Below are 14,797 nucleotides of genomic sequence, written 5' to 3'. Positions count from 1 at the left end.
ATGACAGACAAAATCACGACACATCAGGCAGAAGACGATGCGCGCAACGAAAGCATCCTCATCTGGGTCAACGGCGCGCTGAAACCGCGCGCCGAGGCCGTGGTCAGCGTCTATGACAGCGGGTTCCTGCTGGGCGATGGCGTGTGGGAAGGGCTGCGGCTTTATGACGGGCGCTGGGCGTTTCTGGACGATCACCTGGACCGGCTGTTCGAGGCGGCGAAGGCCATCGACCTGGATATCGGCATGGATCGTGCCGGTGTCGTGGCCGCGCTGGAAGACGTGCGGCAGGCCAACGGGATGGAGACCGACGCCCATGCCCGCCTGATGGTGACCCGCGGTACCAAGATCCGCCCGTTCCAGCATCCCAGCCTGTCGCGTTCCGGCCCCACGATGGTCATCATCGCCGAACATTCGCAGCCCAAGCTGCCCCGGCCGGTCCGACTGGCCACCGTGCCCCAGATCCGCGGCCTGCCGATGAGCCAGGATCCCAAGCTGAACTCCCATTCCAAGCTGAACTGCGTGCTCGCCGCCGTGCAGGCCGAAAAGGCCGGCGCGGACGAGGCGCTGATGCTGGATGCGCATGGCTTCGTGAACACGACCAACGCCTGCAACTTCTTCATCGTGCGGAAAGGCGAGGTTTGGACCTCGACCGGCGATTATTGCATGAACGGCATCACGCGGCAGAAGGTGATCGACGTCTGTCGCGCCGACGGCATCCCGATGTTCGAAAAGAACTTCAGCCTGGTCGAGACATATGGCGCCGACGAGGCGTTCCTGACCGGCACCTTCGGCGCGCAGACCCCGGTGGGCGAGATCGACGGCCGCGTGATCGGCGCGGGCGATCTGGGGCCGGTGACGGAACGGATCCGCGCGCTTTACAAGGATCTCATCGCGCGGGACGTCGCCTGATGCGCATAGCGATGTGGTCCGGGCCGCGGAACCTGTCGACCGCGATGATGTATGCGTTTCGGGCGCGGGGCGATTGCGCGGTTACGGACGAACCCTTCTATGCCGCCTATCTTGCGGAGACGGGGCTGGATCATCCGATGCGCGATGCGGTGATCGCGTCTCAGCCCACCGACGCGGCAGAGGTGATTTCCGCGCTGACCGGGCCGGCCCCCGGCGAAAGACCGCACTGGTACCAGAAGCACATGACCCAGCACATGCTGCCAGTGATCCCGACGAACTGGATGGAGGACATGGTCAACGTCTACCTGATCCGCCACCCCGCCCGGGTGATCGCGTCTTACTCTGCCAGGCGGGAGCGGCCGTCGCGCGCGGATCTGGGCTTCGACCGTCAGCTCGAACTGCTGGGAAAGCACCCCGGCCCGGTGATCGACAGCCACGACATCCGGCAGGATCCGGCCGCCGCACTGGGGCGGCTCTGCGCCGAGATTGGCCTCGACTACACGCCCGCCATGCTGCACTGGCCCGCCGGCGGCTGCCCGGAAGACGGCGCCTGGGCCGCCCACTGGTACGGTGCGATTCACGCCAGCACCGGTTTCGCTGGCGCGGAAGGGCCTCTGCCCGAACTGACGGGTAAGGCCGCCGCGCTCGCGGCTGACCTGATGCCCGTCTACGGGGCGATGCGGTCGAAGGCGCTGCGAACGCCGCAAAACTGATACGTACCGTCAGAAACGCCGCGCCTGTCGGTCCGCCTCCGGCGGGAGTATTTGGAGAAAGAAGACCAAGGGCCCGCATCTTCTTTGGTCTTCAAATACCTCGGGGGAGTCGCCCGGAGAGCGGCGGGGGCAGAGCCCCCACACCCGGCCGACAAATCCGCGACCGAAGCTTTGCCTTTGCCGGCGCGACTTGGCATAGCTGGGCAGAGGCGCAATCGGATACAGGCATGGCAGCAAGATCAAAGCGCAAGGAGACGGAGCCGAAGCCGGCACGGCGGTTTCGGCCGCTGCGAGTCCTGCGGCGGCTGGCTCTCTTGGCCGTGGTTCTGGCCGTGGGGATTGTGGCGCTCTATTCGAAGGTCAATCCGCCGACCACGATCACCATCCTGGCCGACTACTGGCAGCGCGGGTCCGTGCAGCACGACTGGGTCGCGATGGAGGATATCGCGCCGGTCATGGCGCGGTCGGCCGTGGCGGCCGAGGACGCGAATTTCTGCCTGCACTGGGGCTTCGACGTGCGCGCGATCAAGATGGCCTTTGCCGATGGCGCCGTGCGGGGGGCGTCGACCATTTCGCAGCAGGTGACGAAGAACGTGTTCCTCTGGCAGGGGCGCAGCTGGGTGCGCAAGGTGCTGGAGGCAGGGATGACGCCATTGGTGGAATTGATGTGGTCGAAGCGCCGGATCGTCGAGGTCTACCTGAACGTGGCCGAGATGGGGCCAGGCATCTACGGGGTGGGCGCGGCGGCCGAAGCGCATTTCGGTGTCACGGCCGACACGCTGACCGCGGCACAGGCGGCAGCTTTGGCGGCCGTCCTGCCCAACCCGGAAGAGCGGAATGCCGCCGACCCGTCGCCGTGGTTGCGCAAGCGTATCGCGGGAATCCGCGATGGGGCGGCGACGATCGCGGCCGATGGCCGGGCCGCGTGCTTCGAGGATTGAAAATCATTGAAAAGCCGGGCATTGCTGAGCGCCAACCCTGCAATTGACCGTTTGTCCATGGCCCGCCTATACCACGTCCCGCTTTCCCCGTTCTGCCGCAAGGTCCGCCTCGTGCTGGCCGAGAAGAAGATAGAAGCCGAACTGGTCGAGGAGCGCTACTGGGAGAACGACGCCGACTTCCTGCGCCGCAACCCGGCGGGCAAGGTGCCGGTGCTGCGGCTGGACAACCAGATCATGGCCGAAAGTGCCGCGATCTGCGAATATATCGAGGAAACCCGTCCTGAACCGCCGCTGATGCCTCGCAAGCCTTCGGCCCGTTACGAGGTGCGCCGGCTGATCGGCTGGTTCGACGACAAGTTCCACGACGAGGTCACCTCGCAGCTGCTCTACGAGCGGGTGAACAAGAAGATCACCAAGCGCGGCTACCCCGACAGCTCTGCCGTGAAAAGTGGCGCGCGGGCGATCAAGTACCACCTGGATTACATGGCCTGGCTGCTGGATCATCGCCGCTGGCTGGCCGGCGACATGCTGACGCTGGCCGATTTCACGGCGGCGGCGCATCTGTCGTCGCTCGATTACATCTCGGACGTGGACTGGAACCGGCAGCCGGTGGTGAAGGACTGGTACGCGAAGATCAAGTCGCGCCCCGCTTTCCGCGGGATCCTGGCCGACCAGGTGACTGGATTCCCGCCTCCGGCGCATTACGCCGATCTGGATTTCTGATAGGGTGTCGTGGTTGGGGGCTCTGCCCCCGTCCGCGCGGGGCGCGGACTCCCCCGAGGTATTTGGGGACCAAAGAAGATGGATGATCTTGGCGAACGGGTGAAGGCAGAGGCGGCCGTGCTGGGCATGGCCGGCTGCGGTATCTGTGCGCCGGGCGACGTGCCCGAGGTGAAGGGGCGGCTGGACGCCTTTCTCGAGGCCGGGTTTCACGGGCAGATGGGTTGGCTGGCGGATCGTGCGGCCTGGCGGGGCGATCCGGCCGTGCTGTGGCCCGAGGCGCGGTCGGTCATCATGTTGGCCGAAAGCTATGCCCCGGATCACGATCCGATGGCGGTCCTGGGCCAGCCGGACCGGGCGGCGGTATCGGTCTATGCGCAGAACCGCGATTACCACGACGTGCTGAAGAAGAAGCTGAAGCGCCTTGCGCGCTGGCTGATTGCCGAGGCCGGTGGCGAGGTAAAGGTGTTCGTCGATACCGCGCCGGTGCCGGAAAAGGCGCTGGCGCAGGCGGCGGGGCTGGGCTGGCAGGGCAAGCATACCAACCTGCTGAGCCGCGATTTCGGCAACTGGGTGTTCCTCGGCGCAATCTTTACCACGCTGGATCTGAAGAAGGACGCGGCCGAGGCGGATCACTGCGGGTCGTGCCGCGCGTGCCTTGATATCTGTCCGACGGATGCCTTCCCCGCGCCCTACCGGATGGATGCCCGGCGCTGCATTTCCTACCTGACCATCGAGCACAAGGGCCCGGTGGACGAGGATCTGCGCGCAGCCATGGGCAACCGGATCTACGGCTGCGACGATTGCCTTGCCGTCTGCCCGTGGAACAAGTTCGCCGCCCGGGCGCAGGAAATGAAGTATGCCGCGCGTGAGGAGCTGCGCGCGCCGCAGCTGGCAGAGCTGGCGGCGCTGGACGATCCGGAATTCCGGGCGCTGTTCTCTGGTTCTCCGATCAAGCGGATCGGGCGGGACCGGTTCGTGCGCAACGTGCTTTATGCGATCGGGAATTCGGGCAGGCCGGAGTTGCGGGACCGGGCGCAGACGCTGACCGATGATCCCGATCCGGCGGTCGCGGACGCCGCGCGATGGGCGTCCGAAAGGCTCAAGGCGTCGTAGGGTGTGTGCTTGCACGCACCGTAACCCGTTTTGGAAGGTGCGTGGAGACCACGCACCCTGCGGGCGTCAGGACGCCTTCGCTTCGCGGCGGGGCAGGACCCAGCCTGGGCGTGGGAAGTGGCAGGTATAGCCGTTGGGCAGGCGTTCGAGGTAATCTTGGTGCTCGGGCTCGGCTTCCCAGAAATCTCCCACCGGCTCGACCTCCGTCACGACCTTGCCGGGCCAGATGCCCGAGGCATCGACATCGGCGATGGTGTCGAGCGCGACGGCCTTCTGATCCTCGTCCACGTAGTAGATCGCCGACCGGTACGACAGGCCGATATCGTTGCCCTGACGGTTCAGCGTGGTCGGGTCGTGGATCTGGAAGAAGAACTCCAGCAACTCGCGGTACGAGATGCGGGAGGGGTCGAAGTTGATCTCGATCCCTTCGGCATGGGTGCCGTGATGGCGGTAGGTCGCGTTGGGCACGTCGCCGCCGGTATAGCCCACGCGGGTGTCCTTTACGCCGGGCAGCTTGCGGATCAGGTCCTGCATGCCCCAGAAGCACCCGCCGGCCAGTACTGCGCGTTCGATTGTCATGTCACGTCCTCCACTTGTTCCAGGTAAGCCCCATAGCCTTCCGCCTCCATGTCGTCGCGATGGACGAAGCGGAGCGAGGCCGAGTTGATGCAATAGCGCAGCCCGCCACGGTCGCGCGGACCGTCGGGGAACACGTGGCCCAGGTGGCTGTCGCCGTGGGACGAGCGGACCTCGGTCCGGACCATGCCCAGGGACGCGTCCCTGAGTTCGACCACGTAAGCCGGTTCGATGGGCTTGGTGAAGCTGGGCCAGCCGCAGCCGGAATCGTACTTGTCGGCCGAGGCGAACAGCGGCTCGCCCGAGACGATGTCGACGTAGATCCCCGGCTCCTTGTTGCCAAGCAGCTTGCCGGTGCCGGGGCGTTCGGTGCCCGCCTCCTGCGTCACCCGGTATTCTTCGGGCGACAGGTTGGCGATGGCGTCGGGATCCTTGAAGTATTCGGTCATGAGGCCTCCGCGAATTTGATCTTGTCGATTAGATGGGGGCTGCGACCGGAAATCAAACAGTTTGGCCGCGATTAGGCGGACACGTCCCGGCAATGTGAACCGCGTGCGCCCCCCGTGCGTAGTAAGGTCAGGGAAACACGTGCGGGAGACCGGTGATGAAAACGCTGATCCTTTCGATTCTGGGCCTGCTTCTGCCGGCGCTTGCGGCCGCCGGGCCGGTTTCTGGGACGTTCGCGTCCATCGACGGCGGCGCGCTTTCTGTCGAAGACTGGCGCGGGCGGCCGGTGCTGGTGGTCAACACCGCCTCGCAATGCGGGTTCACGCCGCAATATGACGGGCTGCAGGCGCTTTACGACACCTACCGCGACCGGGGGCTGGTGGTGCTGGCCGTGCCGTCCGACGATTTCAACCAGGAGCTGGCCTCGGCCGAGGAGGTCAAGGAATTCTGCGCGGTCAACTTCGATCTGACCATGCCGATGACGGATATCACCACTGTCCGCGGGGCCGGGGCGCACGAATTCTACAAGGCGGTGCGGGCCGAAACCGGGTTCCAGCCCGGCTGGAACTTCAACAAGATCCTGATCGCCCCGGACGGGGAAGTCGCCGCGACATGGGGCGCCAGCACGCGCCCGCAGGCGGCGGAGGTGACGCGCGCGGTCGAGGCGATGCTGGGCGGCTGATCGTGACGTTCCGGGCCAGTACGCTTGACCTTTGATCGGTCAGCCCGTCCCTTGCGAACACCCATCGCGAGGAGACCCAAATGACCGACAAAGTCCTGATCGACGTCACCGATGCCGTCTGCACCATCACGCTGAACGATCCCGATCAGCGCAATCCGATCACCGATGTCGATCTGCTGGACGGGGTGCTGGGGGCGCTCGGCGCAGCCGAGGAAGACCCGGACGTGCGGGCCATCGTGCTGACGGGCGCGGGGTCGGCGTTTTCGTCGGGCGGCAACGTCAAGAAGATGCTGGGCGGCGGCGGGATGGCGGATCCCGATCCAACCGCCACACGTGGCAATTACAAGGCGGGCATCCAGCGCCTGCCGCTGGTTCTGGACGCGCTGGAAACGCCGACCATCGCCGCCGTGAACGGTGCCGCGGTCGGGGCGGGCTGCGATCTGACGCTGATGTGCGATATCCGCATCGCCGGGGAAAGCGCGCGCTTCGCCGAAAGCTTCGTCAAGCTGGGGATCGTTCCGGGCGATGGCGGCGCGTGGCTGCTGCAGCGCGTCGTGGGCTATTCCAAGGCGGCCGAAATGGCGCTGACCGGCGACATGCTGACGGCGGCCGAGGCGCTGGAATGCGGGCTGGTCTCCCGCGTTGTCCCGGATGCGGAGCTGTTGTCGGCAGCCCATGCCTTGGCCGCCCGGATCGCCGCGAACCCGCCGCAAGCGGTGCGGATGGCGAAACGGCTGCTGAAGCAGGGGCGCGAGGCATCGCTGGCCGATCACCTTGAAATGGCAGCCGCGATGCAGGCACTGGCGCATACGACCGACGATCATGTCGAAGCGGTGACCGCCTTCATCGAAAAGCGGCCGCCGGTCTTCAAGGGGTAGGGGCTCAGCCCACCGTCTGCGGTTCGCGCACCGTGTTCAGCGGGACGGCCTTGCTGGTTTCGGCATCGTAAAGGTGCAGCCGGTCCACCGGGGCGAAGACGTCGATCATGGCGCCCGGGGTGTGGTGCACCTCCCCCGGGACACGCAGGATCAGCGGATCAGACGACGGGCCTTCGCAATAGATCAGCGTTTCGGCCCCGATGGGTTCCGACGACAGGATCGACAGCCGCCCCTGAAGGCCCGGACCGGTGGCGGGGCCGATCTGCAGGTGTTCGGGCCGGATGCCCAGCAGGACATTGCCCTGCGCTTCCGCCGTCAGCGCGACGGGAGAAAAGCCCGACGCGCCGTCGATGTGGAACGACCCGCCCGAGACTTCGCCCGGCAGCAGGTTCATGGCGGGCGATCCGATGAAGCCCGCGACGAAGACGGTGGCGGGGTTGGAATAAAGCTCCATCGGCGTGCCGACCTGTTCGATATGGCCCGCGTTCATGACGACCAGCTTGTCGGCCAGCGTCATCGCCTCAAGCTGGTCGTGGGTCACGTAGACGGATGTCGTCTGCAACTGCCGCTGCAGGCGCTTGATCTCGACGCGCATCTGGACGCGCAGCTTGGCGTCGAGGTTCGAAAGGGGCTCATCGAACAGGAACACCGCCGGTTCGCGCACGATGGCGCGGCCCATCGCGACCCGCTGGCGCTGACCGCCCGACATCTGCTTGGGCTTGCGATCCAGCAGGTGCGAGATCCCCAGCATCTTGGTCGCCGCGTCCACCCGGCGCTTGATTTCGGCCTTGGGCATGCGGCGGTTCTTCAGGCCGTAGGCGAGGTTGTCGAAGATCGTCATGTGCGGGTAAAGCGCGTAGTTCTGGAAGACCATCGCGATGTCGCGTTCTGCCGGTTCCAGCTTGTTCACTTCCCGGTCGCCGATGGCGATGGTGCCGCCTGAAACCGTTTCCAGCCCCGCGATCATGCGCAGAAGCGTGGACTTGCCGCAGCCCGAGGGACCCACGAGCACGACAAGCTCGCCGTCCTCGATATCCAGCGACAGGCTTTCGATGGCTTCGAAACCGTTGGGGTAGACTTTTCTCACGCTGTCGATGCGGATGCCGGCCATGGTTATTTCTCCGTTTCCACAAGCCCCTGAACGAAGAGGCGTTGCATGACGACAATGATGAGGACGGGCGGCAGCATGGCGAGGATGGTCGTTGCCATCACCAGCGGCCATTGCGGCTCGGCGTCGGCGACGGTGACCAGGCGCTGGATGCCCATCACGATGGTGTAGAGGTTCTCGGTCGAGGTCACCAGAAGCGGCCACAGGTACTGGTTCCAGCCGAAGATGAACATGATCACGAAAAGCGCCGCGATATTGGTCCGCGAGAGCGGCAGCAGGATATCCCAGAAGAACTTCAGCGGCCCCGCGCCATCAATGCGGGCGGCTTCGCACAGTTCTTCGGGCACCGTCATGAAGAACTGCCGGAACAGGAACGTGGCCGTGGCCGAGGCGATGACAGGCAGGATCAGCCCGCCGTAGCTGTTCAGAAGACCAAGGTTTGCGACGACTTCGAACGTGGGCATGATCCGTACTTCGACGGGCAGCATCAGGGTGATGAAGATGGTCCAGAAGATGAACGTGCGGAACGGGAAGCGGAAATAGACGATGGCATAGGCCGCGATCAGCGAGATGGTGATCTTTCCCACCGCGATGCCAATGGCCATGATCAGCGAGTTGCCCAGCATCAGCAGGATCGGCGGCGCGCCGGAGGCGGCGACGCCCTTGCCCAGCACGGTGGCGTAGTTCTGGATCAGCTGATCGCCGGGCCACAGCGGCACGGTGCCCGACATGATCGCGCCCGATGCCTGTGTGGACGCAACGAAGGCCACCCAGATCGGGAAGACGACCAGCGCCACGGCGAACAGCATCAGGATATGGCCCAGGATGTCGAGAAGACGGCGGTTTTCGACCATTTTCCTACCTCGATCCTGTGGACGGAAGGGTGCCAGTTGCAGACCCCGGAGCGCGAAGCGGTCCGGTTCGCGCCCGACCCGCCCCGTCGTGCCGAGGCACGCTTTCGGCGTGACGCGGGCGCGAATGGCTGAAGCGTTCGAAGGATTCCGAGGTCATTCGCATACCCGAAGGCAGTCCCGGTGTTGCGGCCCACCCTCGGGTCGGGCGCGAACCTCTCGTGTTTCTTTGGAAGATCCGGTTCACCATGGATCAGTACTCCACCTGGCGTTCGATGTAGCGGAACTGGATCACGGTGAACGTGGCCACGAGCGCCATCAGCACGACCGATTGCGCGGCCGATCCGCCAAGGTCGAGCCCCACGAACCCGTCCTTCCACACCCGGTAGACAAGGATCGACGTCGCCTGCCCTGGCCCGCCTTGCGTGGTGGCGTGGATGACGGCGAAGGTCTCGAAAAAGGCGTAGACCATGTTCACGACCAGCAGGAAGAACGTCGTCGGCGACAGCAAGGGCAGCACTATGGTGAAGAAGCGTTTCACGGGGCCCGCGCCGTCGATGGCCGCGGCCTCGTACACGGAATTGGGGATCGCCTGCAGGCCGGCAAGAAAGAACAGGAAGTTATAGGAAATCTGCTTCCACGCCGCCGCGATGATGATCAGCGCCATGGCGGAATTGGGGTAGATCGTTGCGTTGAAGTCGATCCCCAGAAGCTCCAGCGCATAGGTCGCGATCCCGATGGACGGGTTGAACAGGAACAGCCACAGCACACCGGCCACGGCGGGGGCCACGGCATAGGGCCAGATCAGGAAGGTCCGGTAGGCGTTGGTGCCCCGGATGATCCGGTCGGACACGGCCGCGAACAGAAGCGACAGCGTCATCGCCAGCACGGTGGTCGACACGGCAAAGATCACCGACACCCGCATCGAGGCGAAGTAGCTGGGATCGTTGAACAGTCGCTGGAAATTCTCGAACGCCACGAACTGCATCGAGGTGCCGAAGGCGTTGGTGCGATAGAAGCTTTCGATGATCGCCTCGGCCGCGGGCCAGATGAAGAATACCAGTGTCACCGCCAGTTGCGGCAGACACAGCAGGTACGGCAGCCAGACATGGCGGAAGGTGACGCGCTTGGTTTGCATGGGGGGTCGTCCGGACAGGAAAAGGGCGGGCCCGCGAAAGGCCCGCCCGGATTATAGAGGCGCGATCAGTTGGACGCGTCGAACTGGTTCAGAAGGTCGTTGCCGCGGGCCACGGCCTGATCGAGAGCTTCTTTCGGCGTGGCCTGACCGGACCAGACGTTTTCCAGCTCTTCGTTGATGACGTCGCGGATCTGGACGAAGTTGCCCAGGCGCAGACCGCGGCTGTTCACCGTGGGGTCGTTCAGCGTCATCTGCTTGATCGGCAGCTCGGCGCCGGGGTTCTTCTCGTAGTAGCCCTGCTCCTTCGACAGCTCGTAAGCTGCGTTGGTGATCGGCAGGTAGCCGGTGAACTGGTGCCAGTCGGCCTGAACCTCGGGGCTGGAGAGGTAGCTGAAGAATTCGGCCACACCCTTGTATTCCGGCTGCTCGTGGCCCTGCAGGACCCAAAGCGTCGCGCCGCCGATGATCGAGTTCTGGGGCGCGCCCTGAACGTCGTCATAGTAGGGCAGCATGCCGTATGCGATCTTGGTGTCGGGCATGTTCGACATCACGCCCGCGCGGCCGGCCGACGAGCCCATGGTGATCGCGCATTCGCCCGAGAAGAACATCGGGTTGCCCGAAGACTGGCGGCCGCCGTACTTGAAGGTGCCGTCCTTGGCCCATTCGGCCATGTTCTCGATATGGCGCAGCGGCACACCGTCGTTGATCAGCAGTTCGACATCGGTGCCGGCATAGCCGTCATTGGCCGATGCGAAGGCGACATCGTGCCAGGCGGCCTGGTTTTCCAGCTGGATCCAGCTCTGCCAGGTGGTGGTGAACCCGCATTCGGCGGCGCCCGAGTCGACAACCTGCTTGGCGACTGCGGCCAGTTCGTCCCAGGTCTTGGGCATCTCGGACGTGTCGACACCGGCTTTTTCCAGCAGGTCGACGTTGTAGTACACGATCGGCGTGGACGAGTTGAACGGCATCGACAGCAGCTGGTTGTCGTCGTTCACGTAGTAGGAAATGACCGACGGCAGGTAGGCCGACTGGTCGAACGGCTCGCCTGCGTCTTCCATCATCTGGTAGACGGGATAGATCGCGCCATCGGCGGCCATCATCGTCGCGGTGCCAACTTCGAAGACCTGCACGATGTGGGGCTGCTGGTTGGCGCGGAAGGCGGCGACGGCGGCAGTCATGGTTTCGGCATAGCCACCCTTGTAGACCGCGTTGATCTTGTAGTCCGACTGGGACTCGTTGAAGCCCTTGGCGATCTCTTCGACCTTCTCGCCCAGGGCGCCGCCCATGGCGTGCCACCAGGTGATTTCGGTTTGCGCCGATGCCGTGCCGGCGAAGGCAACGGAGGCCACGGCGGCAAGTGCGAAAGATTTCATGTCACATTCCCTGAATTCGGTTGGTGAATTGCGTCGGGAACCTGCAGCAGTTTCTGCCATGTTTTGTGACAGTTCGGATAAAGCTGTGTGACAATTCGTGGCCACACCGCCTGGGTGCGCCTCGTCCTGAAAAACAAGGGCTCCAAGCCGTTTTCCGGCCCGAAACCCCGCCCCGCTTTGCGGGAAATGTTTAAAAACTGGGCATGTTGCCCCCGGGGCGGGATGGCCGCCCCGGGGGATCGCGCGTCAGGCTTTGCGTTTGCGGGTGAACAGCCGCACCACCACCACGAAGAACAGCGGCACCAGCAGGATCCCCAGCGAAGTGGACGAGATCGTCCCCCCCAGCACGCCCGAGCCGATGGCGTTCCGCCCGCCGGAACCCGCGCCGGTCGAGATCACCAGCGGCACGACCCCCAGCGAAAACGCCATCGAGGTCATGATGATCGGCCGGAAGCGCTGCTTGGCGGCCTCGACCGTGGCTTTCAGCAGGTCTTCGCCCGAATCCAATCGCTCGCGCGCAAATTCGACAATCAGGATCGCGTTCTTCCCTGTCAGGCCGATGACGGTCAGCAGGCCCACCTGGAAGAACACGCCGTTCTCGAACCCGCCCAGCCATGCGCCCGCCAGCGCGCCCAGCACGCCGATGGGCATGGCCAGCATCACCGCAAACGGGATCGACCAGCTTTCGTAAAGCGCGGCCAGTGACAGGAACACCGCCGCCAACGACAGCGCATAGAGCAACGGCGCCTGGTTTCCGGATTCGCGTTCCTCCAGCGACAGGCCGGTCCATGACAGGCCGAAACCTTCGGGGAGTTGCGCGGCGAGGCGTTCCATTTCCACCATCGCCTCGCCCGTCGTCACGCCGGGTGCGGGGCTGCCCTGGATCTGCATCGCGGGCACGCCGTTGTAGCGGTAGACGCCCTGCGGCCCCTGCTGCCAATTCCCTTCCGAGAAGTTGGAGAGCGGCACCAGACCGCCTGACGCATTGCGCACGCGCCATTTGTCCATGTCCGACGGGGTCGACCGGCTTTCGGCATCGCCCTGAACATAGACCCGCTTGATCCGGCCGCGGTCGATGAAGTCGTTCACGTAGGCGCCCGCCCACGCGATGTTCAGGAGCGTTGACACATTGGCCGCCGTGACCCCCATCGCCCCGGCCTTGCGCCAGTCGATATCGAGGTTGAACTGCGCGGCGTCCTCCAGACCGTTGGGGCGCACCCCGGTCAGAAGCTCGCTTTGTGCCGCCATCCCAAGAAGCTGGTTGCGGGCGGCGGTAAGCTCTTCGTTCGTCTGGCCACCCCTCGCCTGCAGGAACATGTCGAAGCCGGACACGTTGCCAAGCTCCGTCACCGCGGGCGGCACAATCGGGAAGACCATTGCGTCCTGGATCTGGGACAGCGCACCATAGGCCCGCCCGGCCACGGCCTGCACCGAAAGCGCGGGGTTTTCCCTGACCGACCAGTCCTTCATCCGCACGAAGGCCAGGCCCATGTTCTGCCCTTGCCCGGCAAAGCCGAAGCCCGCGACGCCGAACACGGCTTCGACCGCGTCGGGTTCGTTCTGCAGAAAGTACTGCTGGACCTGTTCGACGACATCCTCGGTCCGTTCCAGCGTGGCGCCGGTGGGGCCCTGGATCATCACGAACATGATGCCCTGATCTTCGTCCGGCAGGAAGCCGGTGGGCGTGCGCATGAACATCACCACCATGCCGGCGACCAGCACCGCATAGATCAGGATGCCAAGGAACGGCCTTTTCACAAGGAACTGTACAATCCCGCCATAGCCCCGCGTCGTCGCGCTGAAGCCACGGTTGAACAGCCCGAACAGGCCGCGCTTGGGTCCGTGGCTCTGCTTCAGCATCGTGGCGCAAAGCGCGGGCGTCAGCGTCAGGGCCACCAGCACCGACAGCGCCATGGCCGAAACGATGGTGATCGCGAACTGCTGGTAGATCACGCCGGTCGATCCGCCGAAGAACGCCATCGGCACGAACACCGCCGACAGGACCATGGCGATCCCGATCAGCGCGCCGGTGATCTGGCCCATCGACTTGCGCGTCGCTTCAAGGGGGGACAGGCCCTCTTCCTCCATCACCCGTTCGACGTTTTCGACCACCACAATGGCATCGTCGACCAGAAGACCGATGGCCAGCACCATGGCCAACATCGTCAGCGTGTTGATGGTGAACCCCATCGCCGCGAGCACCCCGAAGGTGCCCAACAGCACCACCGGCACGGCCAGCGTCGGGATCAGTGTGGCCCGCAGGTTCTGCAGGAACAGGAACATCACGAAGAACACCAGCACGATGGCCTCGATCAGCGTGTGCATCACCGATTCAATCGAGATCTCGACGAAGGGCGTGGTGTCGTACGGGATGACGTAGTCAATGCCTTCGGGGAAGAACTCCGCGAATTCCTCGATCCGCTGGGTGACCTGTTCCGACGTGTTCAGCGCGTTCGCACCGGGCGCAAGGCTGATCGCCATGCCGGACGCCGGCTGCCCGTTATAGGTGGCCGCGGTGGAATAATTCTCGGCCCCGATCTCGACCTCGGCCACGTCATCCAGCAGGACCAGCCCGCCGTTTTCCTCGGCCCTCAGCACGATCTGGCGGAAATCCTCGGGCGTTTGCAGCAGCGATTGCGCGGTGATCGTCGCGTTCAGCATCTGGCCGTCCCGCGTCGGGCGGTTGCCGAAGGCCCCGGCCGAGATCTGCGCGTTCTCCTGGCTGACGGCCGACACCACGTCCGACGGCGTCAGCCCGTAGGAGATCAGCTTCGCCGGGTCCAGCCAGATCCGCATCGCGTATTGCGACCCGAACACCTGGACCGACCCCACGCCTTCGATCCGCGACATCTCGTCGACGATATTTGTCTGCAGGTAATCGGCCAGGTCGGTCTCGTCCAGGCTGCCATCTGGAGAGATCAGCGAGACCACCATCAGGAACCCGGCCGATGATTTTTCAACCGTGACGCCCTGTCTTTGCACGCTTTCAGGCAGAAGTGGCGTGGCCTGTGACAGCTTGTTCTGCACCTGCACCTGGGCGATGTCCGGGTCGGTGCCCGTCTCGAAGGTCAGCGTGATCGATGCCGCGCCCGAGGATGACGAATTCGACGACATGTAGCGCATGCCGTCCAGCCCGGTCATCTGCTGTTCGATGACCTGCGTCACGGTATTGGCCACCGTCTGTGCAGACGCGCCCGGATAGACCGCCCGGATCGAGATCGAGGGCGGCGCGATCTGCGGGTACTGCGCGATCGGCAGCGTCACGATCGACAGGACGCCGACACCCATGATGATGATGGAAATGACCCATGCGAAGATGGGCCTGTCGATGAAGAAACGAGCCAT

14 protein-coding genes are annotated in these 14,797 nt (G+C 64.6%); 7 read left to right on the top strand and 7 right to left on the bottom strand.

The window, feature by feature from the left end; all coding sequences use genetic code 11:
- The 5 genes from D4754_RS01445 to queG all read left to right on the top strand — a co-directional run bounded on the left by D4754_RS01445 (position 1) and on the right by queG (position 4,399).
- On the top strand, positions 1-909 hold the full coding sequence (locus tag D4754_RS01445; protein ID WP_121060909.1) for a D-amino acid aminotransferase: 909 nt from the start codon (positions 1-3) through the stop codon (positions 907-909).
- The gene (locus D4754_RS01440) at positions 909-1,622 is read left to right on the top strand and encodes a sulfotransferase-like domain-containing protein (protein ID WP_121060907.1); all 714 of its coding nucleotides are present in this window, start codon (positions 909-911) and stop codon (positions 1,620-1,622) included. Before D4754_RS01445 ends, D4754_RS01440 begins: the two co-directional genes overlap by 1 nt.
- A 227-nt stretch (positions 1,623-1,849) precedes the next feature.
- On the top strand, positions 1,850-2,563 hold the full coding sequence (gene mtgA, locus D4754_RS01435; protein ID WP_121060905.1) for a monofunctional biosynthetic peptidoglycan transglycosylase: 714 nt from the start codon (positions 1,850-1,852) through the stop codon (positions 2,561-2,563).
- Positions 2,564-2,620: 57 nt separating this feature from the next.
- On the top strand, positions 2,621-3,286 hold the full coding sequence (fzlA, locus tag D4754_RS01430) for an FtsZ-binding protein FzlA (protein ID WP_121060902.1): 666 nt from the start codon (positions 2,621-2,623) through the stop codon (positions 3,284-3,286).
- 78 nt (positions 3,287-3,364) lie between these two features.
- Positions 3,365-4,399, top strand: a complete 1,035-nt coding sequence (gene queG / locus D4754_RS01425; protein ID WP_121060901.1) for a tRNA epoxyqueuosine(34) reductase QueG — start codon at positions 3,365-3,367, stop codon at positions 4,397-4,399.
- A gap of 66 nt (positions 4,400-4,465) precedes the next feature.
- On the opposite strand, the gene msrA is transcribed toward queG, so the two are convergent.
- Complete coding sequence (gene msrA / locus D4754_RS01420) at positions 4,466-4,978, bottom strand: peptide-methionine (S)-S-oxide reductase MsrA (protein WP_121060898.1); 513 nt, start codon at positions 4,976-4,978, stop codon at positions 4,466-4,468.
- Positions 4,975-5,424, bottom strand: a complete 450-nt coding sequence (msrB, locus tag D4754_RS01415; RefSeq protein WP_121060896.1) for a peptide-methionine (R)-S-oxide reductase MsrB — start codon at positions 5,422-5,424, stop codon at positions 4,975-4,977. Before msrB ends, msrA begins: the two co-directional genes overlap by 4 nt.
- A gap of 155 nt (positions 5,425-5,579) precedes the next feature.
- On the opposite strand from msrB, the gene D4754_RS01410 reads away from it, so the two are divergent.
- Both D4754_RS01410 and D4754_RS01405 read left to right on the top strand, forming a co-directional pair.
- Positions 5,580-6,104 (top strand): glutathione peroxidase, encoded by a 525-nt coding sequence (locus tag D4754_RS01410; RefSeq protein WP_121060894.1) that lies wholly within the window; start codon positions 5,580-5,582, stop codon positions 6,102-6,104.
- 80 nt (positions 6,105-6,184) lie between these two features.
- Positions 6,185-6,982: a crotonase/enoyl-CoA hydratase family protein gene (locus tag D4754_RS01405; protein ID WP_121060892.1), complete on the top strand. Its 798-nt coding sequence runs from the start codon at positions 6,185-6,187 to the stop codon at positions 6,980-6,982.
- A gap of 4 nt (positions 6,983-6,986) precedes the next feature.
- On the opposite strand, the gene D4754_RS01400 is transcribed toward D4754_RS01405, so the two are convergent.
- The 5 genes from D4754_RS01400 to D4754_RS01380 form a co-directional block, all read right to left on the bottom strand.
- Positions 6,987-8,093, bottom strand: coding sequence for an ABC transporter ATP-binding protein (locus tag D4754_RS01400; RefSeq protein ID WP_121060890.1), 1,107 nt, complete (start codon positions 8,091-8,093; stop codon positions 6,987-6,989).
- Between the two features lie 2 nt (positions 8,094-8,095).
- On the bottom strand, positions 8,096-8,944 hold the full coding sequence (ugpE, locus tag D4754_RS01395; protein WP_121060888.1) for a sn-glycerol-3-phosphate ABC transporter permease UgpE: 849 nt from the start codon (positions 8,942-8,944) through the stop codon (positions 8,096-8,098).
- Between the two features lie 250 nt (positions 8,945-9,194).
- The gene (ugpA, locus tag D4754_RS01390; protein WP_121060886.1) at positions 9,195-10,079 is read right to left on the bottom strand and encodes a sn-glycerol-3-phosphate ABC transporter permease UgpA; all 885 of its coding nucleotides are present in this window, start codon (positions 10,077-10,079) and stop codon (positions 9,195-9,197) included.
- A 65-nt stretch (positions 10,080-10,144) separates the two neighbouring features.
- On the bottom strand, positions 10,145-11,452 hold the full coding sequence (gene ugpB, locus D4754_RS01385; RefSeq protein WP_121060884.1) for a sn-glycerol-3-phosphate ABC transporter substrate-binding protein UgpB: 1,308 nt from the start codon (positions 11,450-11,452) through the stop codon (positions 10,145-10,147).
- A 246-nt stretch (positions 11,453-11,698) separates the two neighbouring features.
- A complete protein-coding gene (locus D4754_RS01380; RefSeq protein ID WP_121060882.1) occupies positions 11,699-14,797 on the bottom strand; it encodes an efflux RND transporter permease subunit in 3,099 nt (1,032 codons plus the stop codon).

The sequence above is a fragment of the Chachezhania antarctica genome, assembly GCF_003646465.1.
Classification (GTDB): domain Bacteria; phylum Pseudomonadota; class Alphaproteobacteria; order Rhodobacterales; family Rhodobacteraceae; genus Chachezhania; species Chachezhania antarctica.
The sequence above is the reverse complement of the archived record's forward strand: the minus strand, read 5'-3'. Positions and strand labels throughout refer to the sequence as shown.

Coding starts and splice junctions, on each gene's coding strand:
- D4754_RS01445 (WP_121060909.1), top strand. CDS start 1: ATGACAGACAAAATCACGACACATCAGGCAGAAGACGATGCGCGCAAC.
- D4754_RS01440 (WP_121060907.1), top strand. CDS start 909: ATGCGCATAGCGATGTGGTCCGGGCCGCGGAACCTGTCGACCGCGATG.
- mtgA (WP_121060905.1), top strand. CDS start 1,850: ATGGCAGCAAGATCAAAGCGCAAGGAGACGGAGCCGAAGCCGGCACGG.
- fzlA (WP_121060902.1), top strand. CDS start 2,621: ATGGCCCGCCTATACCACGTCCCGCTTTCCCCGTTCTGCCGCAAGGTC.
- queG (WP_121060901.1), top strand. CDS start 3,365: ATGGATGATCTTGGCGAACGGGTGAAGGCAGAGGCGGCCGTGCTGGGC.
- msrA (WP_121060898.1), bottom strand. CDS start 4,978: ATGACAATCGAACGCGCAGTACTGGCCGGCGGGTGCTTCTGGGGCATG.
- msrB (WP_121060896.1), bottom strand. CDS start 5,424: ATGACCGAATACTTCAAGGATCCCGACGCCATCGCCAACCTGTCGCCC.
- D4754_RS01410 (WP_121060894.1), top strand. CDS start 5,580: ATGAAAACGCTGATCCTTTCGATTCTGGGCCTGCTTCTGCCGGCGCTT.
- D4754_RS01405 (WP_121060892.1), top strand. CDS start 6,185: ATGACCGACAAAGTCCTGATCGACGTCACCGATGCCGTCTGCACCATC.
- D4754_RS01400 (WP_121060890.1), bottom strand. CDS start 8,093: ATGGCCGGCATCCGCATCGACAGCGTGAGAAAAGTCTACCCCAACGGT.
- ugpE (WP_121060888.1), bottom strand. CDS start 8,944: ATGGTCGAAAACCGCCGTCTTCTCGACATCCTGGGCCATATCCTGATG.
- ugpA (WP_121060886.1), bottom strand. CDS start 10,079: ATGCAAACCAAGCGCGTCACCTTCCGCCATGTCTGGCTGCCGTACCTG.
- ugpB (WP_121060884.1), bottom strand. CDS start 11,452: ATGAAATCTTTCGCACTTGCCGCCGTGGCCTCCGTTGCCTTCGCCGGC.
- D4754_RS01380 (WP_121060882.1), bottom strand. CDS start 14,797: ATGGCTCGTTTCTTCATCGACAGGCCCATCTTCGCATGGGTCATTTCC.